The organism is Mycobacterium vicinigordonae (assembly GCF_013466425.1).
Lineage (GTDB): Bacteria > Actinomycetota > Actinomycetes > Mycobacteriales > Mycobacteriaceae > Mycobacterium > Mycobacterium vicinigordonae.
Genome location: NZ_CP059165.1, coordinates 1,697,060 through 1,718,108, shown reverse-complemented (window position 1 = coordinate 1,718,108; position 21,049 = coordinate 1,697,060). Strand labels below are relative to the sequence as shown.

General features: G+C 64.8%; 19 protein-coding genes and 1 pseudogene. 6 read left to right on the top strand and 14 right to left on the bottom strand.

Annotation, left to right across the window (positions count from 1 at the left end; all coding sequences use genetic code 11):
- The first annotated feature begins 27 nt into the window (after positions 1-27).
- The 6 genes from H0P51_RS07675 (at position 28) to H0P51_RS07650 (ending at position 6,424) form a co-directional block, all read left to right on the top strand.
- Positions 28-801, top strand: a complete 774-nt coding sequence (locus H0P51_RS07675) for an SDR family oxidoreductase (protein ID WP_180917365.1) — start codon at positions 28-30, stop codon at positions 799-801.
- A gap of 26 nt (positions 802-827) precedes the next feature.
- A complete protein-coding gene (locus H0P51_RS07670) occupies positions 828-1,616 on the top strand; it encodes a carboxymuconolactone decarboxylase family protein (protein WP_180917364.1) in 789 nt (262 codons plus the stop codon).
- Between the two features lie 62 nt (positions 1,617-1,678).
- Positions 1,679-2,542, top strand: a complete 864-nt coding sequence (locus H0P51_RS07665; protein ID WP_180917363.1) for a phytanoyl-CoA dioxygenase family protein — start codon at positions 1,679-1,681, stop codon at positions 2,540-2,542.
- 26 nt (positions 2,543-2,568) lie between these two features.
- The gene (locus H0P51_RS07660; protein WP_180917362.1) at positions 2,569-4,296 is read left to right on the top strand and encodes a serine/threonine-protein kinase; all 1,728 of its coding nucleotides are present in this window, start codon (positions 2,569-2,571) and stop codon (positions 4,294-4,296) included.
- 143 nt (positions 4,297-4,439) lie between these two features.
- Complete coding sequence (locus H0P51_RS07655; protein ID WP_180917361.1) at positions 4,440-5,669, top strand: amidohydrolase family protein; 1,230 nt, start codon at positions 4,440-4,442, stop codon at positions 5,667-5,669.
- 29 nt (positions 5,670-5,698) lie between these two features.
- Positions 5,699-6,424, top strand: coding sequence for a M15 family metallopeptidase (locus H0P51_RS07650; protein ID WP_180917360.1), 726 nt, complete (start codon positions 5,699-5,701; stop codon positions 6,422-6,424).
- Between the two features lie 4 nt (positions 6,425-6,428).
- On the opposite strand, the gene H0P51_RS07645 is transcribed toward H0P51_RS07650, so the two are convergent.
- The 14 genes and pseudogenes from H0P51_RS07645 to H0P51_RS07585 form a co-directional block, all read right to left on the bottom strand.
- Positions 6,429-7,928: a serine hydrolase domain-containing protein gene (locus H0P51_RS07645; RefSeq protein WP_180917359.1), complete on the bottom strand. Its 1,500-nt coding sequence runs from the start codon at positions 7,926-7,928 to the stop codon at positions 6,429-6,431.
- Positions 7,921-8,823: an N-acetylmuramic acid 6-phosphate etherase gene (gene murQ / locus H0P51_RS29195; protein WP_425489028.1), complete on the bottom strand. Its 903-nt coding sequence runs from the start codon at positions 8,821-8,823 to the stop codon at positions 7,921-7,923. Before murQ ends, H0P51_RS07645 begins: the two co-directional genes overlap by 8 nt.
- 138 nt (positions 8,824-8,961) lie before the next feature.
- Positions 8,962-9,372: pseudogene (locus H0P51_RS29190) on the bottom strand (BadF/BadG/BcrA/BcrD ATPase family protein); the annotation flags it as partial.
- Between the two features lie 292 nt (positions 9,373-9,664).
- Positions 9,665-11,071, bottom strand: coding sequence for a triacylglycerol lipase LipY (lipY, locus tag H0P51_RS07635; RefSeq protein ID WP_246398740.1), 1,407 nt, complete (start codon positions 11,069-11,071; stop codon positions 9,665-9,667).
- A gap of 147 nt (positions 11,072-11,218) precedes the next feature.
- Positions 11,219-11,401, bottom strand: coding sequence for a hypothetical protein (locus H0P51_RS07630; protein ID WP_180917357.1), 183 nt, complete (start codon positions 11,399-11,401; stop codon positions 11,219-11,221).
- Positions 11,394-11,951 (bottom strand): hypothetical protein, encoded by a 558-nt coding sequence (locus H0P51_RS07625; RefSeq protein WP_180917356.1) that lies wholly within the window; start codon positions 11,949-11,951, stop codon positions 11,394-11,396. The genes H0P51_RS07630 and H0P51_RS07625 overlap by 8 nt, the downstream gene beginning before the upstream one ends.
- Before the next feature lie 73 nt (positions 11,952-12,024).
- The gene (locus H0P51_RS07620; protein ID WP_180917355.1) at positions 12,025-12,492 is read right to left on the bottom strand and encodes a CHAP domain-containing protein; all 468 of its coding nucleotides are present in this window, start codon (positions 12,490-12,492) and stop codon (positions 12,025-12,027) included.
- A 239-nt stretch (positions 12,493-12,731) separates the two neighbouring features.
- A complete protein-coding gene (locus tag H0P51_RS07615; RefSeq protein WP_180917354.1) occupies positions 12,732-14,762 on the bottom strand; it encodes a M13 family metallopeptidase in 2,031 nt (676 codons plus the stop codon).
- Between the two features lie 147 nt (positions 14,763-14,909).
- Positions 14,910-15,713, bottom strand: a complete 804-nt coding sequence (locus tag H0P51_RS07610) for a DNA polymerase beta superfamily protein (RefSeq protein WP_180917353.1) — start codon at positions 15,711-15,713, stop codon at positions 14,910-14,912.
- Positions 15,714-15,879: 166 nt separating this feature from the next.
- The gene (locus H0P51_RS07605) at positions 15,880-16,968 is read right to left on the bottom strand and encodes a DUF3732 domain-containing protein (protein ID WP_180917352.1); all 1,089 of its coding nucleotides are present in this window, start codon (positions 16,966-16,968) and stop codon (positions 15,880-15,882) included.
- A complete protein-coding gene (locus H0P51_RS07600) occupies positions 16,944-17,918 on the bottom strand; it encodes a hypothetical protein (protein ID WP_180917351.1) in 975 nt (324 codons plus the stop codon). Before H0P51_RS07600 ends, H0P51_RS07605 begins: the two co-directional genes overlap by 25 nt.
- A gap of 4 nt (positions 17,919-17,922) precedes the next feature.
- The gene (locus H0P51_RS07595) at positions 17,923-18,345 is read right to left on the bottom strand and encodes a three component ABC system middle component (RefSeq protein ID WP_213016729.1); all 423 of its coding nucleotides are present in this window, start codon (positions 18,343-18,345) and stop codon (positions 17,923-17,925) included.
- 173 nt (positions 18,346-18,518) lie between these two features.
- Positions 18,519-19,580, bottom strand: coding sequence for an ABC-three component system protein (locus H0P51_RS07590; protein ID WP_180917349.1), 1,062 nt, complete (start codon positions 19,578-19,580; stop codon positions 18,519-18,521).
- A 364-nt stretch (positions 19,581-19,944) separates the two neighbouring features.
- Positions 19,945-20,904, bottom strand: coding sequence for a hypothetical protein (locus H0P51_RS07585; RefSeq protein ID WP_180917348.1), 960 nt, complete (start codon positions 20,902-20,904; stop codon positions 19,945-19,947).
- Positions 20,905-21,049: the final 145 nt, after the last annotated feature.

Below are 21,049 nucleotides of genomic sequence, written 5' to 3'. Positions count from 1 at the left end.
ATTGGTCAAGGAGTGCTTAATGCTCGAATGGATGTGACGCAACTGTTCGACCTCACCGGCAAGGTCGCTGTAGTCACCGGAGGCGCCGGCGACATCGGCAAGGCGTACACCACGGCGCTCTGCGCAGCCGGAGCGGCGGTGGCTATCGCCGACATCGACCTCGGCGCGGCTCGGCGTTGTGTCGATATGCTTGCGCGCGAAGGATTTTCGGCGATTGCCGTGCACCTGGACGTAACCTCGCCGGAGTCGGCCGCGGCGATGGCGGCCGCAGCGGTGGGGGCGTTCGGCGGCATCGACATCCTGATCAACAACGCCGCGGTGATGACCGATCTGCCGCCCTTCGGCCTGTCGAACATGCCGATACCGGACTGGGACCGGGTGCTCAATGTGAACCTGCGCGGGCCGCTGGTGTGCACCCAGGCGGTCATCGAGTCGATGACCCAGCGCGGCGGCGGGCGGATCGTCAACGGTTTGTCGGCCGGCGCCTTCATGCCGGGCGGCATCTACGGCGTGTCGAAGTACGCTCTGCACGGCCTGACCTGCAACCTCGCCACCGAGCTCGGGTCACGTGGCATCAACGTCAACGGCATCGCGCCCGGTCTGGTTGCCAGCAACAGCGGATACGCCAGCCTGCCCAAGGATTCGCCGTTCCGCGAGATCCTCGGCGCTCAGATCCCTGGCAAGACCTCAGGGCCGCCGGCCGACCTGATCGGCACCATGCTGCTGCTGTGCTCGCCGGCGGGTGACTGGATCAACGGGCAGACCATCTCGGTCGACGGCGGCTGGATCATGCGGCTTTGACAGCCGCTTCGAAGGAAGGATTTGCCGTGCCGGAGTGGACAACTCGCGAAGAGCGGCAGGCGGTCGCGCGTGCCGAGTACGAGCACATCATGACCACCCCGAGCCCCGAGCCCAGCGGCGCCTACATCGAATCAGGGGTGATCGGATTCGTCTTCGGCGAGATGTGGCGCCGCGGCGTCCTCACGCCCAGGGACCGCCGTTGGATAACCCTGACCTGCGTGGGGACGGCGGGGGCGATCGTCCCCATCGAGACGCATGTCTACGCCGCGTTGAAGAGTGGGGACATCGCCTACCCGGAATTCGACGAGTTCGTCCTGCACTTCGGCACGCAAGCCGGCTGGCCCAAAGCATCGGTGCTGCAGATGTACGGCATGATGGCCGCCCACAAGATCCAGGAGGAAACTGGACAATCGTTGGTGCCCAACGATTTCGAGCTGTGGGCGGCGCCCGTCGACGACAACGCCCGCCGGCGGCGTGGCGTCGCGACCTACCAGCAGGTCCACGGCCACCCGCCACCGACCTCCGCGACGGAGTTCCAGGCCCGCGCCCGGCTGGACTATCTCTACGGCGAGGTGTGGAACCGGGAGAAGTACCTCAGCCGCCGCGACCGGCGCATCATCAGCATCTGCGGCGCAGCCTCCAACGCGATCGACGAAGAGGTGGCCGAGCACCTGCACGCCGCGCTTCAGCTCGGTGACATGAACCGAAACGAGTTGGAGGAACTGGTGATTCACTTCGCCGTCTACCAAGGGTGGAACCTGGCGCGGCGGCTGGATGATCTGTTGATCGAGGCGACGGGCCACGCCAGCGCGTAGTCAGGCTTAGTGTGGACACGGGAAGGAAATCCTCGGAGTTGCTTGCGACGTAGGACTGGCCAATGACGATCGACGACGAACACGTCACCACGCTCGAGGACCTGCGCGGCGATCTGGCGGAGCGCTACAAGCGAACGCCAAGCGGCGGCAGCTCAGTCGACGATGCGGTCGTGGAAGCCGACCTGGCGGCTCTCGACCGCGACGGCTATGTCATCTGGGAGAACCTGCTGCAGGCCGATCATTGCGAGCAGATTCGGGCGGTAGTGGCCCCGCGGCTGGGGCATACCGGACGCAATTCCTTCGAGGGTCGGTGTACCCAGCGCATCTATAGCGTGTTGAGCAGGACCCGGGTCTGCGACCGGCTCGCCGACCATCCGCGGGTGCTGGCCTGCCTGGATCGGCTGCTGATGCCCAACTACCTGCTGTCGGCGTTGCAGGCGATCAACATCCAGCCCGGCGAGACCGCGCAGCTGGCGCACCACGACGACGGCTTCTACCCTATCCCGCGGCCACGCGAACCGCTCGCCGCCGCGACGATCTGGGCGATCGACGACTTCACCGCGGACAACGGCGCCACGGTGCTCTATCCCGGCAGCCACCGCTGGGGTAAACGCCGACCCGGCCCGGACGACCGCGCGGTCGGGGTGCAGATGCCCGCCGGGTCATGCGTCTTCTTCGTGGGCACTCTGTGGCACGGCGGCGGGGCCAACACCACCAGCCGGGACCGTCTCGCGGTCACCGCCCAATACTGTCAACCCTGGCTGCGACCGATGGAAGCGTTCACGCTGTCGATTTCGCGCGATATCGCCCGGACGGTCTCCGAGGACATCCGGCGCATGATCGGCTACAGCATCCATCCGCCGTTCGTCGGCGCCGTCGACGGCCTGCACCCGCTACGGCTGCTGGAAACCGGGCCGGACGCATAGCCGCAACGGTTTGTAGGCTTTTGGTCATGCCGTTGAACAACGGCGAGGTTTTCGCTGGCTACACCATCGAGCGCCTGCTCGGTGCTGGGGGCATGGGCGAGGTGTACCTCGCCCAACACCCTCGCCTCCCCCGGCACGACGCCATCAAGGTGCTGTCCCTGGCCGCCACCGCCGACGTGGAGTTCCGGGCCAGGTTCAATCGGGAAGCCGAACTGGCCGCCACGCTGTGGCACCCGCACATCGTGACCGTCCTGGACCGCGGCGAGTTCGACGGCCGCCTGTGGATATCGATGGAGTACGTCGACGGCACCGACGCGGGACGGCTCATCCGGGAGAACTACCCCGAGGGCATGCCGGAACACGATGTCGCCGAGATTGTGGCGGCGGTGGCCGAGGCACTGGACTTCGGTCACGAGCGGCTGCTGCTGCACCGCGACGTCAAGCCGGAGAACATTCTGGTGACAGCGGCCAACGGCGGCCGGCGCAGGGTGCTGCTGACGGACTTCGGCATCGCGCGCCGGATCGACGACGTCAGCAACCTCACCGACGCCAACGTCGCGATGGGAACCATCAGCTACGTGGCGCCCGAACAACTCCTGGGCAAGCAGTTGGACGGCCGGGCGGATCAGTACGCACTGGCAGCCACGGCGTTTCACCTGCTCACCGGCGCGCCACCGTTCCAGGACTCCAACCGCGCCGTCGTGGTCAGCCACCACCTGAGCACGCCGCCACCGCGGATATCGGAACGCCGGCCCGAACTCGCGCATCTGGACGCAGTGTTGGCGCGCGCGCTGGCCAAACACCCCGAGGACCGGTACCCCAGTTGCGTCGAGTTCGCCCAGGCGCTGCAGAGCAGCCGCCGCGCGGAACGTCCGCACACCCAGCCGCTCGAGCGTGTCGTCGTCCAGGGCACCGCTCGCCGCGTGCAGCAGAGCGCGGTCGGTGGCCACGATCAGGTCGGGGTCCTGACGTTCCAGATCGTCCAGCACGACCTGCCGGGTTCCCGCCGTGCTCCCCTTCCGGTCGAGATGCCGACCGATCTGGGCGGTCGCCTCGAGGACGGCGACGAGATCGAGGTCAGCGGCGTCTGGGACGGTGAGACCCTCGATGCCGACAAAGTGGTCAATCTCTCCGCTACCGACCGCACGAAACCCCGGCCGCCGGCGCAAGACGCCCCCCGAGCGGCCCCGAAACGTCGGCGTGCATGGATTTCCGTCGTCGTTGCCGTCGCCGCCGTGCTCGCACTGACCGCCGTCGCGGTCTTCTATTTCACCGACTTCTTCGCCACCCCTATGCGTCCGGGACCGATCGTGAAGCCGGTCAGCGCCACCGTGTTCTCACCCGACGGCGCCCCCGACAATCCGCAGGACGCCAAGCTGGCGATCGACGGAAACCCGAACACCGCGTGGTCGACGGTCACCTATCAGGACAGCGTCCCGTTCCCGAAGTTCATCTCTGGAATGGGCCTGATGCTGCACCTGTCCGAGCCGACGGCGTTGAGCGTCGTGACGGTCGACGTCCCCAGCACCGGCACCCAGGTGCAGATCCGCTCCTCGCCCACCGAGTCGCCCGCCAAATTGTCCGACACCACCGAGCTCAGCCCGACGACCACGTTGCAGCCCGGGCCCAACCGGATAGAAGTGCGCAGCAAGACCAAGACCTCCAACGTGCTGGTATGGATCTCAACCCTGGGCACCACCAACGGTCGGAGCCGCACCCAGATCTCCGAGATCACCCTGCAGGCCGCCGGCTGAGATTACGCCGGAATCGCTTCCGCTTCGGTAACGACATTCTCGGCTAGTCAATTCGAGCGGAAGCATGACGAATACCGGGGTTGCATCGCGGACAGAAGTGGTAATCTCATTACCAGAGCCATCAATATTGCCAGGAGACAGCCATGCCGTCACGCCACCTTCCCTACCCGGTGTTCGACGCCGATAACCACTTCTACGAGCCCAAGGAAGCGCTGACTCAATTCCTGCCCGAGCACCGCAAAGGTGTCATCGACTACATCGACGTCCGGGGCCGCACCAAAATCATGGTTCGCAACGTGGTCAGCGACTACATCCCCAACCCAACTTTCGAGGTTGTCGCCCGGCCCGGGGCACAAGAGGAGTACTTCCGGCACGGTAGCGGCGGCAAGAGCTTCCGTGAGGTGATGGGCAAGCCGATGAAGGCCATCCCGGCGTTCCGCAACCCCGCGGCACGTCTCGAGGTTCTCGACTCGCTCGGCCTGGACTACACACTGATGTTCCCGACGCTGGCCTCGCTGGTCGAGGAACGCCTCAAGGACGACCCGGAATTGATCCTGGACATCATCCACGGACTGAACCAGTGGATGTATGAGACCTGGCAGTTCAACTACGAGGACCGCATCTTCTCCACGCCGGTGATCAACCTGGCCATCGTCGATCGCGCACTCGAAGAACTCGACTGGTGTCTGCAGCGCGGCGCCAAGACCGTGCTGGTCCGGCCCGCGCCGGTGCCCGGCTACCGCGGCACCCGCTCGCTCGGACTGCCCGAATTCGATCCATTCTGGGATGCCTGCGTCAAGGCGGGCATCCCGGTGTCGATGCATGCCTCGGACAGCGGCTACGCCGAGTACCTCAACGACTGGGAGCCCGGCGACGAATACAAGCCGTTCAAGCCCACCGCGTTCCGGATGGTCGCAATGGGCAAGCGGCCCATCGAAGACACCATGGCCGCGCTAGTTTGCCACGGCGCGCTCACCCGCAACCCCAACCTGCGCGTCCTGTCTGTCGAGAACGGTGCCTCCTGGGTGCCATACCTCTTCTACCAATTCAAGGGCGTCTACTCGAAGATGCCGCAAGAGTTCCCCGAAGACCCGATCCAGGCGTTCAAGCGCTGCGTCTACGTCGCGCCGTTCTGGGAGGACGACTTCAAGAAGATCTCCGACCTGTGCGGCATCGATCGCGTCATGTTCGGCTCCGACTGGCCGCACCCGGAGGGATTGTCCGACCCGATCAACCTGGTCGACGACCTCGAAAAGCACGGCCTGGACGACGAAGGTATCCGAAAGGTAATGGGCGGCAACATGATCGACCTATTCAAGGTGCCCAACGAAATCGTCCACAAGCCTGACGTCCCCGCGCTCGTGCTGACCTGACCTGAGACCGGGACCGCGAATCTGAATTGATGTCATTGCGGCGGCGCGTCGCCCTGCCGGCCTGGCTGCTGGCAGCGGCGGTGCCGCTAGTCCATTGCGCCACCGCACCGCAACCCGCGGCTCCGCCCGCATCGACAACGTCCTCGTCAGTGACCACGGCTACCTCACTCAGTTCCTCTCCCAGCGCGTCGCGGCCGCCCGCTGCCGCGGCCGCGCAGCCGGTCACCGCCGCGGATCTCGGCACGACCTGGCGGCCGGAGTGCCCCGTGCAACCCCAGCAATTGCGACGCGTCGAGGTGGGCTATGTCGGCTTCGACGGCCAGACCCACCGCGGCGCCCTGGTCGTACACGAAGACCTGGTGCCCGACGTCATCGCCATCTTCGGCCAGCTGCAGCGGCTGGGATATCCCGTCGACAAGATGCGCACCGTCGACAACTACTCGGACGCCGACGACGAGTTGTCGATGGAAGACAACAACACCTCGGCGTTCAATTGCCGACGCATCCCCGGCAGCGGCGACTGGTCACCCCACGCCTACGGCCGAGCCATCGACATCAATCCCCTGATCAACCCATGCCTGTACACCAGCGGCTACTTCGAACCACAGAACGCGGCGGTCTACCTGGACCGCGGCCGCACCGACCCGGGACTGCTGCACGACGGAGACCCGGCCGAGCGCGCCTTCACCGATCGCGGCTGGCAGTGGGGCGGCTACTGGCGAACGCCCGACTATCAGCACTTCGAACGGCCCTGACGGTTCAGAGCCCCAGGGCACGGGCCGCCGTCGTCGCGACCTCGCCCCGCAGGTTCGACATCGGTGGGCTGCCACGCGTGTGGATCGAATTGGACAGCAAGACCACGTAGGTATCGGAGGCCGGGTCGATCCACACCGAGGTCCCGGTAAAGCCGGTGTGCCCGAAGCTGCCGATCGGAAACACCATGCCCCGGGTCGTGGACTGGCCGGTGTCGATGTCCCAGCCGAAGCCGCGCAGGTTCTGCCCCGGGATCGCCGGATACCGCGGAGCCAGCAGCGCATCCCTGCTGTTCGGTCTCTTGGCGACGGCGTCACGGGTAGCGGCGTTGGCCGCCTCGACCTGCTGAGCGGTGTGGCCGGGCTGCTGCGGCGACGTCATCAGCTGCAACGTCGCCTGCGTCAACGGGAAGCTGCTCTGCCGGCCCGCCAGCCGGTCCAGCAGCGCCTGCGCGAAGACACCGACATCGCGTGCCGTCGAGAACACGCCGGCATGCCCGGCCACTCCACCCATCCGCCGCGCCGTCGTGTCGTGCACGGTGCCCCACAGCAGATGGTCGATGTCGGGATTCTTAGCGGGGTCGGCTCTGCTCTCTTCGTCGCGCGCCGTCGGCGCGATACGCGGCAACAGATCGGTGGACCAGGAATCCGCTGGACAGTCGACCACCGACCCAGAGAGCGGCGCCCAACCGATCGCCGCCCCACGAACGGTGTGCGGACCGCATGCTTTCGCCACCGGCAGGTAGCGAGTCTCGGCCATGCCGAGCGGCTCGAATACTTGCTGCTGAACGTAGACGTCTTCGGGCTCGCCGCTGAGCTTCTCCACCAGCGCGCCGAGCAGGATGAAGTTGATGTCGGAGTAGCGGAAGCCAGTACCGGGTTCGGACTCCAACGGGGTCGTCAGCGCGCGGTGCAGCCCTTCCGCCTTATCGGTGTGCTCGAGTCCCCACGGATCCTTGAGCTCGACATCTCCGGTCTCACCCGAGGTGTGGGTCAACAACATGCGAATCGTCACCTTCGCCCGCCGCGGATCGTTCGCCGGGTTGAAGTCGGGCAGATACTGCTGCACCGGATCGTCGAATGCGACCATGCCCCGTTCGAAAAACTGCATGACGGCCGTGGCCGTGGCCAGGATCTTCGTCAGCGACGCCAGGTCGAAGATGGTGTCTTCGGTCATCGGATCCGCAGGAGACCGCGATCCATCCAACCCGGGTTCACTGGCGAGTCTGCGTACGCCGTACGCGTGATGAAAAGCGATCTCGCCGCCGTGCCCGATTTGGAGCACAGCCCCGGGCAACTTCTCCGCCGCGATCGCGTCGTCGATCAACTTCGAGACCGGTGCGAACGCGGGTGGGGTGGGTGTCTCGGGCGGCTTGGCCGGCGGCGCGCTGCTGGGGCTCAATACCCGCGTCGGCTGCGTGGGGGCAGTTGCTGCCGGGTGCGCGGGCTTGTCATGCGAACAGGCCGCGACGAACGCGAGCAGGACCGCCGCTATCGCCCTACGCATCACACCTGCCAGCCACCGCATCGCGCACCCGGCCCCGCGCTCGTTCCAGCCGGTTCGCGGCTTCGGCCGGGCCTACGCCGGCCAGCAGCGCGACGATCGCCGTCTTGGCGTGACCGTCTGCGGCGGCCAACGCGGCGCCGGCCGCTTCTTCGTCGACGCCGGCGGCATCGCGCACGATCCGGACCGTGCGGCGGCGCAGCTTCGCGTTGGTCGCGCGCACGTCGACCATCCGTGGTCCGTACACCTTGCCCAGGGCGATCATCACGCTCGTCGAGAGCGTGTTGAGCACCACCTTTTGAGCCGTCCCCGCGGTCAGCCGGGTGGACCCGGCCAGCACCTCGGGTCCGGTCAACAGCTCGATCGTGATGTCGGCGGCGGCCTCGCTACCGGCGTTGTTGACGATCGCGACGGTCAGCGCACCCGACTTGCGGGCATGGTCGAGTGCGCCGAGCACATACGGCGTGCGGCCGGATGCGGTGATTCCGACCACGGCGTCGACCGCGGTCAGGTCCGCAAGATCGGCCGGGTCGAACACGTCTTCGGCCCCGTCGATCGCATGCGTGATCGCCGCCGGGCCGCCGGCGATCACCCCACGGACGAGGTCGGTGTCGAAGGTCGGCCCGCACTCGGCCGCGTCAAGTACGCCGAGTCGGCCGGGCGTGCCGGCGCCGGCGTAAATGAGCCGGCCGCCGGCATCAAGCCGTTCGGCGATCCGTTCGGCCGCCGCCGTGATCTGCGGGAGTGCCACCGCGATGGCGTCGTGGGCCTCCTTCTCGGCGGCGACGAGCAGTGCGACGACGTCTGCGACCGGACGGGTGTCGAGGTCGTCCAGGTCGGGTCGGGCCGCCTCGGTCGCCAGCGTGTCGAGGCGGTTGCGGGTGGCTTTAGCGCGCAGCCGGATCAGGTGCGGTTCATGAATCGGTCCCAGCCGCAGTGTTCCCTGCAGCGCATCGCCAGCGGCCGGGACCAGATTGAGCCGCTTGCGCAGCGCCGGCACAGCGGCCAGGCCGCCGACCATCGCCACCGGCCCGTCACCGGCCGCGCGGGCGGTCGCGGCGAGTTTCGCCGCGGCCTCGTCGAGAATCGCCGCGGCGACGAGATCGTCGTCCGCGGCGAGCACGTCGGGCGCGAACGACGCGAGCGTCGCGGCGTCGGTGAGCTGCGCAGGCCAGATTGTCGGCGAGCCAAAACGGGCGGTGGCGGCATCGATCAGGGAGGTGCTTGGGCCACGGCCGTCGAACGCACGTAACGCCGACCGCAGCCCCGCCGAGCCGATCCACGCGCCGCCTCCCTCGTCGCCAAGCCACGGGCCCCACCCGTCGGTGGTGCGAAGGACGCCGTCGGCGTCTATTGCCAGGGCCACCACCCCGGTGCCGACGATGAGTACCACGCCCGGCTTTCCGTCCAGCGCGCCGGCGTGGGCAACGACCGCGTCACTGGTCACCGTGACACGGTGCGCCGGCAGCGAGGTCAGCAGCGCCTCGCCCAGGGCGCGGGTTGCGTCCGGAGCCGTCAGCGCCCCGGCCGCGCCGACGATCAGCTCGTCGACCGGTCCGAACGACCGCGCGACAGCGAGGATGGCCGCATGGGCGGCCCGCAGCCCGCCAGGGAATGAAAGTCCCGGGGCGCCCGGCCCATCGACCCGACGGCCCGCGCCCGCGGCCCGGCAGGTCGTCTTGCCGAGGTCGATGGAAAGGATCACTCGACTAATAGTGACAGCGTTGCTCGCTCGGCAGTCAGGCAGCGATACCGAGTTCCTGGTTGATCTGCGACCAGTATTGGGGGCCGTCCAGGGTGAGAATGATCCAGTCGTGGATTTGTCCGTTGGCCAGAACGAAATTCATATTGGTGACGTGTGCGGTGTCTGCTAGCTGTTTGAGCAGAATCGTGTCGGGCGAAAGGATGTCCAGGTTGCCCGTGTAGATAGTCGTTGGCGGGAGGCCGTGCAGGTCCCCATAAAGCGGGCTCACCTCGGGGTTGGTCACCGACAGATTCCCGGCCCATTGTCGACCGAACTCATGGGCTAGCCCCACGGGCAGCAACGGATCCTGGACAAAGGCAATATTCGGATTGGTCATGCTCAGATCCAGCCACGGCGAGAGCAAGACCATCGACGACGGCAAATGGTCTCCGTCGATCACCATCCGCTGTACCGCCGCGAGCGCGAGGTTTCCTCCCGCAGAGTCCCCGATGACGCTGACGTTCGGGGTCCCGTGCAGCAGGGTTTGTGACGCGATGAAATTCGCCATCATCGGCACCACCAGATCGGCCGTGCCCCCCTGCTGCAGCAACGGATAGATCGGCACCTCAATGGTGGCGCCGGTTTGATAAGCCATCACCGAGTAGTGAATCCAGTGCAGAAACGAAGGCGGGAAGATGAAAGCGCCGCCGTGAACGGCGACCACGTACTCCCCGGTGGGGTGCGCCGGAGTGATCTGCACGATGCTCATCCCGTTGGAAGTGCTGTACGAGACCGTTTCCCCAAGCAGCAAATTCAACAATGGTGGGGGCGAATTGCCAATGAACCACGACAGCGGCGGGATATCGCTGGCCAACAGCTGCAGGAGCGGATTACCCGGCGTGGCAATGTAGGTTTCCATCCCGGACAGATTCAGCAACGGCTTTACCGGAAACAGCAAAGCTTCTTCGAAGCGGGTAATCAGCGACGGCGAACCGGTGTATGTCCCATACTCGTTCGCCGGGATGGGCGGACCCGCCGGTGCGCCGAAGACGAACGTGAAGATCTCATTACCCAGTCGGGTGAATCCGTTGGCCAGCGCCGAGGGCGCCTGCACAATTTCCTGCTGCAGAACCGCGAAATCCTGCTGCAGAACCGCGAAATCCTGCTGCAGAACCGCGAAGGCGTCTTCGAACGCTCCTAACGGCGCGGCGCTGGCCGCCTCGGCGGCGGCATATGCCCCGCTGGCATTGGTCAGCGCCCGCACAAATTGTTGGTGAAAGGCGGCGGCTTGCGCGCTGAGCGTCTGGTAGCCCTGGCCGTGCGTGGAGAACAGAGTCGCGATCGCCGCGGATACCTCGTCCTCGGCAGCGGCCAACACCGTGGTGGTGGCCGTCGCTACGTCTCGGTTGACCGTCGCAACGGCCGAACCGATCGAGACCACGTCCGTCGCCGCTGCGGACATCGTCTCGGTAACCGCGTAAACATATGACACCGCGCCGCTCCCACCGCCTCAGGGCACACTCCGCAGTTGCCCAGCCAACATCGATCGCAGTAGCGCGAGCTTATGCCGACGCGGTGGCCTCACGGGGGCAAATGCCGGAATTGCCGTTCACTTGGGACGGCCGAGGGCGATTTGGGTCGTCTTCGCTAGCGGGCTGACACCTCCGCGCCAGTAGAAGGCCGTGGCCGTGCCGTGGTCGTCCGCAACCAGGCCGATCGTGCCGCTGCCCAGGCCAGTCGTCCCCGAATGCCGGCTGTCCGACGCGTGCGGATTCAGCGTGGAATCAGCCACGCGCACCAGCCATTCGCCTGCGCCGGGCGGAGTTTTGGGCCGGCGCCGCCAGCACCACCATCACGTGCCCGGTGTCCCCGGTGGTGGAATCCTCGGTGGCCAACCAGGCGACGACGTCACCGGCTCGCAACGCATCCACCCGCGACAGCGGCTGCCACCCCTGGATCGGGCCACCCAAGCCGCGCTGCAGATAACTCTCGATGTCGGCGGCCAGCGGTCGCGCCTTCTGATGCGGGATAGGCTGCAGGTCCGCGGGTGTTGCGCGCTCCAATGCGTAGTCCACAAGCCCCGAGCAGTCGTAGAAAAATTGGCCGCTGCTCTCCTCGACGGCCGTGGTGTGCTGGTAGCGGGTGACCCGCATCGAGTTGAGTTCACGCTGGACCTCACTCGCCAGCGCGGCAGCGCCCGACTCGGGGGCAGCAACAGTCGCCGCCGGAACCGCATGAGATTGCTTCGGGTGGGTGCATCCAGTTGCGAGGACGGATACAGCCAGCAATGCACCCAACCACCCGGCACCGACGCGGTAACCAGGTATCTGTCCGAGGCTCACTGGACAGACGTTAATCGACCGACCATCCCGAGTGATCGACCGAGAGCGATTCCCACGAACACCACGGAGCGGCTCACGGGATCAAGATGTAGCGCACCCCTGTGATATCCCGGACCGTGCGGGTGTCGAATATGTGAAAACCGGAGCCGCGGAAGCCGTTTGCGGCCGTGGCGCCCACTCCGAAATTCATTTCGGTGATGGTGACGCCCACGCCATCGACCGTCTCGACCCATGCGACGTGTCCGACACCGCCCACGATCGCCCTGCTGTAGACGGCGATCGATCGGGGCGCCGGTTCGTCGACCACCGTCCAGCCGGCCCGCTGAGCCTGGTTGGCCCAGTCTTCGGCGTTCCCGGTGAGCGCGGCGACGTAGTAGCCGGTGTGCAGGTGGATCTGTTCCTGGGCACCCCACGTGCAGTAGCCCTCGTAGCCGCCGAGGGGGTTGTGGTCGGTGATGGCACCTTTGGTCCGGTCAGCGGCGGTGTCGGCTTCGGAGGGTGCGATTGCTATCACCGCGGCCAGCGATATCGCGCTGCTCACCGCCACGGTTGTTCTGCAGGCCGCCTTGAATCGCTTGCTCTTCGTCAATAGTCGGCACTCCCTGACCGCAGCGGCATGAAACCGTACGTTCGGATATCGCCGGGTGCCCTGATTTCGTTTCACCGCAGCCGGGCACGGTGGGGTGGCCTACTGGACGTCGATCAGCCCGATACCGAGACAGCAGCATCGGTGTGGACGCGGGTGGAAGGGGTAGCGCAGTCTCCGTTCGCAGTCTGCGTTCACCACACCCGGACGCGGTCCTCGGGACTGAGGTACAGGGCGTCTCCCGGCTGGACGTTGAACGCGGCGTACCACTCGTCCATATTGCGGACGATCCCGTTGACCCGGAATTTCGCGGGGCTGTGAACATCCGAAAGCAGCTGATTGCGTTCGCTTTCGGGCCGGCAGATCTCTCGCCAGCTGGCCGCGAAGGCGAGGAAGAACCGCTGGTCGCCGGTGAGACCGTCGATCACCGGAGCCGTCTTACCGCCGAGTGAGAGCTTGTAGGCGTCGTAGGCGATGCGCAATCCGGCGAGATCGGCTGTGTTCTCCCCAAGGGTCACCGCTCCGTTGATGTGATTGCCTGGCAGCGGCTCATAGCCGTTGAACTGCGCGACGAGCTTGTTGGATTCGCGCACATAGCGTTCGGCGTCGGCCGGCGTCCACCAGTCGCGCTGCATGCCCGTTCCGTCGCTCTTACGACCTTGATCGTCGAATGCGTGGCTCATCTCGTGACCGATGGTGGCCCCGATGGCGCCGTAGTTCGCTGCGGGGTCAGCCGCGGGGTCGAAGTTGGGTGGCTGCAGGATTGCGGCGGGGAACACGATGTCGTTGAGCCGCGGCGAGTAGTAGGCGTTGTTGGTCTGCGGCGTCATGTCCCATTCGGTGCGGTCGATGGGCTTGGGTAGCTTGCTCACGTCGTCGTTCCACGACCACACCGCCAGGTTGTTGTCATTGCCGATGAGGTCGGCCGCGTTGATCTTCACGGTCGCATACGATTTCCAATGGTCGGGGTAACCGATCTTGGCGACCAGCGCCGCGAGCTTGGCCTGGGCTTCCTTCTTGGTTTCGGGCGCCATCCACGACGCGGCGTCGATGCGCTGACTGTAGGCCTTGCGCAAATTCTCGACGAGTTCCCGCGCCTTGTCACGGGTCTGCTGACTGAAGTGCGCGCCGACGTAGAGTTCCCCAACCGGGTCGCCGAGCCCGTTGCTCACCCGGGTCACGCCGCGCTCGACGCGTGGGGCGCGCTGCTCGGCCCCGCCCATCGTGCGCCCGTAGAAGTCGAACAGCTCGTCGGCGAACGGGGTGGAGAGATCGCCGCCGTAGGCGTTGAGAACCTGGTAGCGCATGTAGGCCTGCCACGAGTCCAGTGGCTCGGTGGCGAAAAGCTGTGCAGTTTGCCGTAATACATCGGGCATGCCGACCCGGAAGTCGATTGTCGCCGGCAATTTGAGGGCGTCGAACATCTCGTGCAGAGGTGCGCCCTGCCCCAGCTGCTCGACGTCGTTGCGCGACATGATGTTGTTCGTCTTGTCGACGTTGCGCGCGTCCTCCCGGGACACCTGCACCTGCGCCAGTTTGGTTTCCAGGGCGAGCAGTCGTTCGGCCTGCTGTTGGGAATCGGTGTAGCCGGCCAGGCCGAGCAACCGGGCGACATGAGCGACGAACTTGTTGCGCAATTCCACCGATTCGGCGTCGGTGTTCACGTAGTAGCCACGCTCGCCGAGCGACAGGCCGCCCTGCCAGATGTTGGGCAGGTAGCGCGTGGGGTTGTTCGGATCGATGTCCACCGAGACCGGGAAGGGGTCGTCCACGCGGGTTTTGCCGTTGAACGACACCAGCACCGCATTGAGCGCGGCCCGGTCGTTGACGGCGTCGATCGATGCCAGCAATGGCCGCACCGGCTCGACACCGTTCTTGTTCAACGTCGCCTCGTCCATGTATGACGCGAACAGGTCGCCGATCTGTTGGGAAATGTCGCCCGCGGGCGCGTGTTTGGCTGCGGCGCCCTCCACGATCGCCCGCAGGTCGGCGTTGAGCTGGTTCTGGATGTCGAGATTGACGCCCGCACAGACCTTGTCGGCGGGGATCTTCGCGTTCTTCACCCAGGAGCCAACGGCGTAGGCGAAGAAGTCGTTACCCGGCCGGACCGACGTGTCCATCTGGGTCATGTCCACGCCCCAACTGCCGACTTTGGGTTTGGGCGGCTGCGCGGTCTTGTGGCTGCACCCGACAAACAACAGACCAGCAACCAAGGACACAGCCACCGTACGGACGAATACGCGCACCACAGACCCTCCCGTCGTCAAGCCACGAAGCTTAGCTGTGCGCGACTGGGCTACGCGAGCCGCTGAGGGTTGGGCAGGGCATGCCACGATGCCCATGCAGGACGCTTATTGCGGGCTCGACGCCCTTCATCTTTGCCACCAGTTGTTGTAGGTGTCGACCAGCCAGCGGTTCAGCTTGTCGTAGTCACAATGGTCCGGCAGATCCGACTTGTCGGTGCACGCAACCAGTTCGTTGCGCGCATTCTCGATCGCGTCCAGAACCGTCTGCTTATCGACCTTGCCGACCCGCAGGTCATAGAGCCAGCTTCGTGACGGTTCCGGCATCGGCAGCGTGATCCGCCCCGTGGTGATCAGCTCGAGGCCCTGGATGCCCAGACGCACAGCGTGGTAGGCGAATTTCGTGTCGAAGCCGTGTACATCGATGAGTTCGGGTCGATTAGTGTGCTTGGAACGTAGGCCTAGCATCTGGTCGCGCTGAGCGTCGAGGTAGCCGATGAACCGGCGTCCGCAATCGCGCGACAGGAACAGTTCGGGGTGCCGGCGCAGATCGCGGCCGGGATCAGCGATCTTGACGATCTCGGCCTCCGGGGCGAACAGCAGCAACAGTACGGTCGGGTTGCCGGCGGCCGCGAGCCGCGTCCACTTGCGCAAGCTGTAGATGACCAGGTCGAGGTCGTCTGCGCCAGATCGGACACCTTCGGGCTGGGTGCGGTACTGGTATTGCTCGAACTGCCGTAGCCCGATGACGCAGTCGGGCGGTTCTATGCAGACGCCCATTTCGTCGCGGTCGTCGGTGCCCGCGATCGTCACACCGTGCAGGCCTGAGCCGACCTGGGTGCAGAGCACGGTGTTGGCCTCCGCGATGTCACGGTGCCTGCTGGTGGCGTGGCGGTTCTTATAGACGCCTTCCACAGGGCCGGCCGCGGTCATGGCAGCAACTCTAGGCGGCGGTAGTGGTGAAAATATGCGGCGAAAAATAGAACCTGGGTGTAAAACCGCAGTTCAATATCGGTGGAGCTAACTGTCATATTCAGAGTGTCTTCCGTGTCATCTGTACGCCGGCTCACTTCGTGCAGTCGAGATGGAGTGTCTTCCCCTAACTCTCATCGGCCGATGGGGAAGGTGCAGCCTCGTCTTCGTCCCCCAGCCATTCGGTGGGTATGAGACGGATACCTTCGCGCCACCGATGTCGTACTGCATCCTGAAACCACACCTCGTCAGCGAGGTCAGCGTGATCACTCACGATGACCTGCATCCGCGGCGTCAACGCCTCTACCACGTCTCGCATCACGGTGAACATGGCCAGCACGGCGGTGCGGTCGGCATCGTTCACAGCTCCTTCATTCTTCGCGCTGTCCGACGGATAAAAAGCTTGCGTCGGCTGATCGATCATCAGAAATCGCGGCACAGGGCGATCGTTCTCGACGAAGAACTGATGAAGCGCTAGGTGTGTCACGAGGTGATAGCCGATCCAGTTCGCGGCGCTGCCGATGCGCTGGAGCGGCAACGGGCCGTTGCTCGTATCAGTCACAACCGTCAGGTTTGCGAGGTCAAGGCGCACACCGTTCTCGACATGCTCAAGCTCGAGGCGCCGAGCCAAGTCGGTCATCGTGCGGCCGATTATGTTGAGTCTGGACAGCAACTGTTCCCGGTCTTCATCTGGATTGAGCTCTGCGAGCAATTGGTCGACCCGCTGGTTTGCCATGGCCAAGTTGCGACGAAGGCGTTCGAGAGATCCCCCGGCGTTCTCGGTGATGACTTCGAGAAAAGCGCCTATCCGGCCGCGGGTGTAGTTCTTGGCCGCGTCCGCCTCACGCTGCGCGCGTGCCGTTTGGTCTGCGGCGTCGAGGGCAGCAACGGCAGCCTCCACGGCGCCCAACTCTTGGCGAAGGCGATCGGCCTCAGTTTCGATGGCTATCAGTACCCGCCGCCGAGACTCGGGAGCGGCCTCGAGCAACGTCAGCTCGCTTCGCAGCTCCTGCAACCGTTCAGCGAGCGCGGTCGCGGTCGGATCGGACACATCCAAGCCGGAGCCGCAGACCGGGCATGCGTTGTGTTCAGCCTCGACATTCTCTGCTGCGGGGAGGAGTTCAAGACTGGTGAGTCGCCCGGCATGCAGTTCGACCGCGTCCGCGAAATCACGTTCAGACTCGGCCCTGTCTAGGAGCAGGGCTCGGTCGTCCATGACGGACCCCAACTGACTTCGCAGCTCCGTTCGTCGGCGTAACAGGTTCCTGCGACGGTCTTGCAGTTCGAGTGAGCCTTCGTCGGCTTTTCCCGCAGGGGGTAACCCTCGCCTGTACCGCCGTCACGAGGATCGCGAGCTGCAGCGTGAAGCGCGCCAATGATCTGGCTGCTCTCCGTCAGCTCATGCTCATCGGTCAGTCCGGCGGCGTGTGCCTCCGCAAGGAGGCCACGGAGATTAGCCTGAACCGCCTCCGCCTCTTCTTCTGCGGCCTTAAGCGCTGCTTCCGCACGACGCTGCGCCCGGTTTGCGTCCCGCAACGCCGCCTTCTTCGCGGCGGCGTCCACTGGGACTGCTCCAAGAAAATACGGGATGGTGTCCTTCAGGTGCTGTGCGACGGCGTATTCAGCTTGCCGGTGGAACAACAGATTCTGGTTCGCGATCTCGCCTTGATCCTGTAAGCAGAGCCACGCAGCGTGGCCCAGATGTGCCTCGAATGGAGTCTGCCCGACGCCTCCGCCACGAGGTTCGATGATGTTTTCATCGATGCCAATTCTCCGGCCGATCTGGCGACGAACACTCGCGCTATCCGCGTTCACGGTAAGTGCGTCGAAGTCGAACAGATCCATCGTTGCCCCGCCGAACTCAAGCATCGCCAGTTGAGTTGACTGCTGCCCCTTCGGCGGTGCCGGCCGCCCCACGAATGCCCTCGGCCCCGCTGGGTCGTCGGTGAGCTGCCAGAGCGACCCGTACCAAGCAACGTGATCAGCGATCGGCCCCGCCGGGGCGAGGTAGTCGTCGCGCCCGAGGCAGAACTCGGTGATCGTCAGAAGAGCACTCTTGCCGGTCTTGGACTCGCCGGTAACGATGTTCAGCTCCCCCGGTGTGAATCGCACGTCTCGGCGATCGCGGCCACCGTGCCTGTAGAGGGCCAACGCGAGTAACTGCACCGGCCTAGACTTCCACACCGAGGAGTGCAAACGCGGTGGCAGACGACTCGATCTGAGTGAACCATCGTCCGACGAAACCAGCCTTCTTCACTATTTCGCCGATGTCACCAATCTTTGCAGGCGTGCGGGATCGGAAGCTGCCCGCAATTCTTCCTCCATCAAGCTCGATCGCTCCGATACGGAGACCGAACCGTAGGCCCTCACGAACAGGTTCGGCCAGTGCCTTCGCCCGCGCACCGAATCCCGCAGCTAGAACCTCGTGGGCTGTAACCCACTTGGCGAGATGGGAGTCGACACGCACTGGAAGCGCGGCCCGCGTGTCACGGTGTAGGACAAGTGGCGCTGCGAGATACGACAGCTCGAAAGGCATGCGGCTCCCACCTCGGCTCTCATATTGGGACGCGGCAGCTGCAATGATGGTGGCCATCAACGCAGGATTTAGCAGGTCGGCCACGGCGGGTGTGCGCTCGCTCCACTGCTCCATAACGGTGGAGCTTGTCATGCGCACCCAGGTGTACGCGTCAATTCACAAAGCGTAGGTACGGTCGTGTCGCTCAATTGAAAACGGATGTCGACGACATTGTGTGCCCGAACTGCCGATTAGGCGCCTTCGAGTAGGAACTTTGCCAGATGCTCCTCAAAATCCGGATGCCACCCGATCTTATGAAGGTCGGCTAGCTCATGCCGTTTGCCGCGAGCGTGGAAAGGATCCTGAAACCTAGCCCGGATCGACACGGTCGAATTGCTCAGCGTGTGGAGGAGATTCCGGCCGGCTCTGCGCTTTTCATCATCACTGGCGCCGTCGGGCAACTCAGACCGCATGTGGTCGAAGGCCCGCTCCCACTCGTCCACCAACCGTTTGGAGAACTTCTCCAATTCGTCATAGTCGACCAAGTGCACGTCGAGCCACCGAGTGTCTTGGAGGTATGCCCGCTGGTAGTCGAGAATCGCCTTTTGCAGCTGGCGGGGTAGCACGTCGAGAATCGTCAACTGATAAACATACGACCGACCTTCGTGCTGCTGGAGAACTGAATTTACGTCAACCTCGTCCGCGTCAACCAGCAGCGGGAGGTTATCGCGGGTGAACTGATCGCGGATGCGTTCGAGAACCGTGAGCATCTCCTCCACCTGCACCGGCCCTCTGTCACCCTTGAGCATCGCTATGGAGGTTGCGGCCCACCAGGCCCAGACCAAGTCGAGATATGTATCGAACTGCTCAGTTGGCGCGCCGGGCCGAAGACGTTCGGCCACCTCCTGGTTCACCCCATCAATGTCCGGCGACCGGTCGGCGACAAATATTCGACCGACAAAAGCCATCCGTTCAGCAGGCGTCAACTTGAGGAATTGCTCACGGGCGGCCTTGGTCTCCTTAGATTTGGAGTCGCGTGCGGTGCGTTCAAGCTTGGCGACGGCCGCTGGGACGTCGCGATCGGTGTCACGGAGAAGAGCGGCCGCGGAATCTGCTCCCGCACTGCTGTTGGTGACGAGCGTGAGGATCGGCCCGTACGGATCCCCTGGACGTGCGTTATCCATCCACACTCGCAGGGTGCGCCACATGTCGTCTGACGCATCGGTCAAGTTGCGCAAAGCCGAAACATGAAGCTTCAGCTGTTTCAGCTCGGCTGGCGTACCGGCTTGCTCCCACGCGATGTCGTCATGCATCTCAAGAGTGAGGCTTTGGCCTGGATTATTCGTCCTTGCCCGGAGGAGCTCCATTAAGCCCCAACGTGTTTGGTGGAGGTACCCAAGGACGCTAGCCGCGGCGGAGTGGTCCGTATCCGACACTTCCTCGCCCATCGCGTCTGGTTCTCCTCTCCCGAATGCAGGCTCACCGGAGGCTACCGCCGCCGAGGAAACCCCAACCGTGCCGCCGCCAGATCTGCATGAAAGCTACCCCGTATTCGGAGCCTTAGGGGTTCTGTCACGCAGGTGGGCGTGGCAGTGCACCGTCCCTAAAGGTGGCGAGCTGCGTGATGTGATTGCCGAATCGCGCTCAAGGCTCGGTGACATGGGGCGAGGCCTGACGCTACGAGCTGAACAATCCCGCCGACCAGGCAGCGACAGTCGGTTCGAACCGCTCCGGCAGATAGGAACCATCGGGTCGGGCAGCACCCGGCGCCCGGGACACCGCCTCGAATAGGCACACCGCACACTCGACCATATTCAGTGTGACCGCGAGGGCGTCGGCGATCATCGTGAACACTGCACCATTCCGGCCGTAATCCGTCATCCACTTGTAGCCGTGGATAAAACTGGAGCCGTAGGAGTACAGGGACCGCGCCGGGTTCTCCAAGCCGTGATCTGCGATCTCCCCGGTGTCATGAGCCGGGACGTGGGCATCGACCCACTGCGCGGACTCTCGGATCATCTTCGTGAACGACGGCGCCTTGGCGAAGGTGTAAGCCGTCTTTGTCTCGGCGAGCATCTCATTGAACTTTCGGCGGTGCTCGGCGTTCATCTTCAGCAGCTGCGGGGGGTACCGAGTCGGATTTCCGGTCTCGGCCTCCTCACCAATCGCTAGGAACCGGCGCTGCTGGTCCAGCTGTTCCATCTCCTCCGACAGGCACCGGTCTCGGCGAACGTCGCCCGACGGGTCGTTGAGCAGCCAGATGGTCAGGGCAGCGCATTCCATCGCCACCCGGCACAGCTGCAGCACCTCGGCGATGTGGGGTTGTTGGTGCGACTTGCGCCGGCCAACCAGGATCCCTGCGGTGTGCAAGCTCTCAGCGGCGCTCATGGCCGGGAACAACGCGTGCTCGGTTACCGCCTGCGGACCAGGAAAGGTCACAGGGTACGCCGCGGCGAAGGCTGCGTCGTCGGCCGCGAGCGGGCTGCCGTGCTCGGCGGTGCGGGGGTGGATCGCCCACTGGTACAGGTCACCGCAGCGCTGGCCGCGCTCGTCGATGCGGATAAGGACGCCGTTGTGCGTGAGATTGAACAATGCTTCGGCCTGCTCGACGTTCAACCCATGGTTCGGGATGGTCATGCGACAACGGTAAGCATCGGGTACGACAAATTCGGCCGCAGAACTTTCTAACCAGCAACTCGCCAAGGCACGGGTACGCCTTCCTCCACACACCGACTCCGCCTCGCCATCGACCGGCATCGGCGACGAGGGGTACGGACCGCAG

Excerpts from the sequence above, each read along its gene's own strand:
- H0P51_RS07675 (WP_180917365.1), top strand. The coding sequence starts at position 28 with ATGGATGTGACGCAACTGTTCGACCTCACCGGCAAGGTCGCTGTAGTC.
- H0P51_RS07665 (WP_180917363.1), top strand. The coding sequence starts at position 1,679 with ATGACGATCGACGACGAACACGTCACCACGCTCGAGGACCTGCGCGGC.
- H0P51_RS07660 (WP_180917362.1), top strand. The coding sequence starts at position 2,569 with ATGCCGTTGAACAACGGCGAGGTTTTCGCTGGCTACACCATCGAGCGC.
- H0P51_RS07655 (WP_180917361.1), top strand. The coding sequence starts at position 4,440 with ATGCCGTCACGCCACCTTCCCTACCCGGTGTTCGACGCCGATAACCAC.
- H0P51_RS07650 (WP_180917360.1), top strand. The coding sequence starts at position 5,699 with ATGTCATTGCGGCGGCGCGTCGCCCTGCCGGCCTGGCTGCTGGCAGCG.
- H0P51_RS07645 (WP_180917359.1), bottom strand. The coding sequence starts at position 7,928 with ATGCGTAGGGCGATAGCGGCGGTCCTGCTCGCGTTCGTCGCGGCCTGT.
- lipY (WP_246398740.1), bottom strand. The coding sequence starts at position 11,071 with ATGTCCGCAGCGGCGACGGACGTGGTCTCGATCGGTTCGGCCGTTGCG.
- H0P51_RS07610 (WP_180917353.1), bottom strand. The coding sequence starts at position 15,713 with ATGACCGCGGCCGGCCCTGTGGAAGGCGTCTATAAGAACCGCCACGCC.
- H0P51_RS07605 (WP_180917352.1), bottom strand. The coding sequence starts at position 16,968 with ATGGACGACCGAGCCCTGCTCCTAGACAGGGCCGAGTCTGAACGTGAT.
- H0P51_RS07595 (WP_213016729.1), bottom strand. The coding sequence starts at position 18,345 with ATGGCCACCATCATTGCAGCTGCCGCGTCCCAATATGAGAGCCGAGGT.
- H0P51_RS07590 (WP_180917349.1), bottom strand. The coding sequence starts at position 19,580 with ATGCATGACGACATCGCGTGGGAGCAAGCCGGTACGCCAGCCGAGCTG.
- H0P51_RS07585 (WP_180917348.1), bottom strand. The coding sequence starts at position 20,904 with ATGACCATCCCGAACCATGGGTTGAACGTCGAGCAGGCCGAAGCATTG.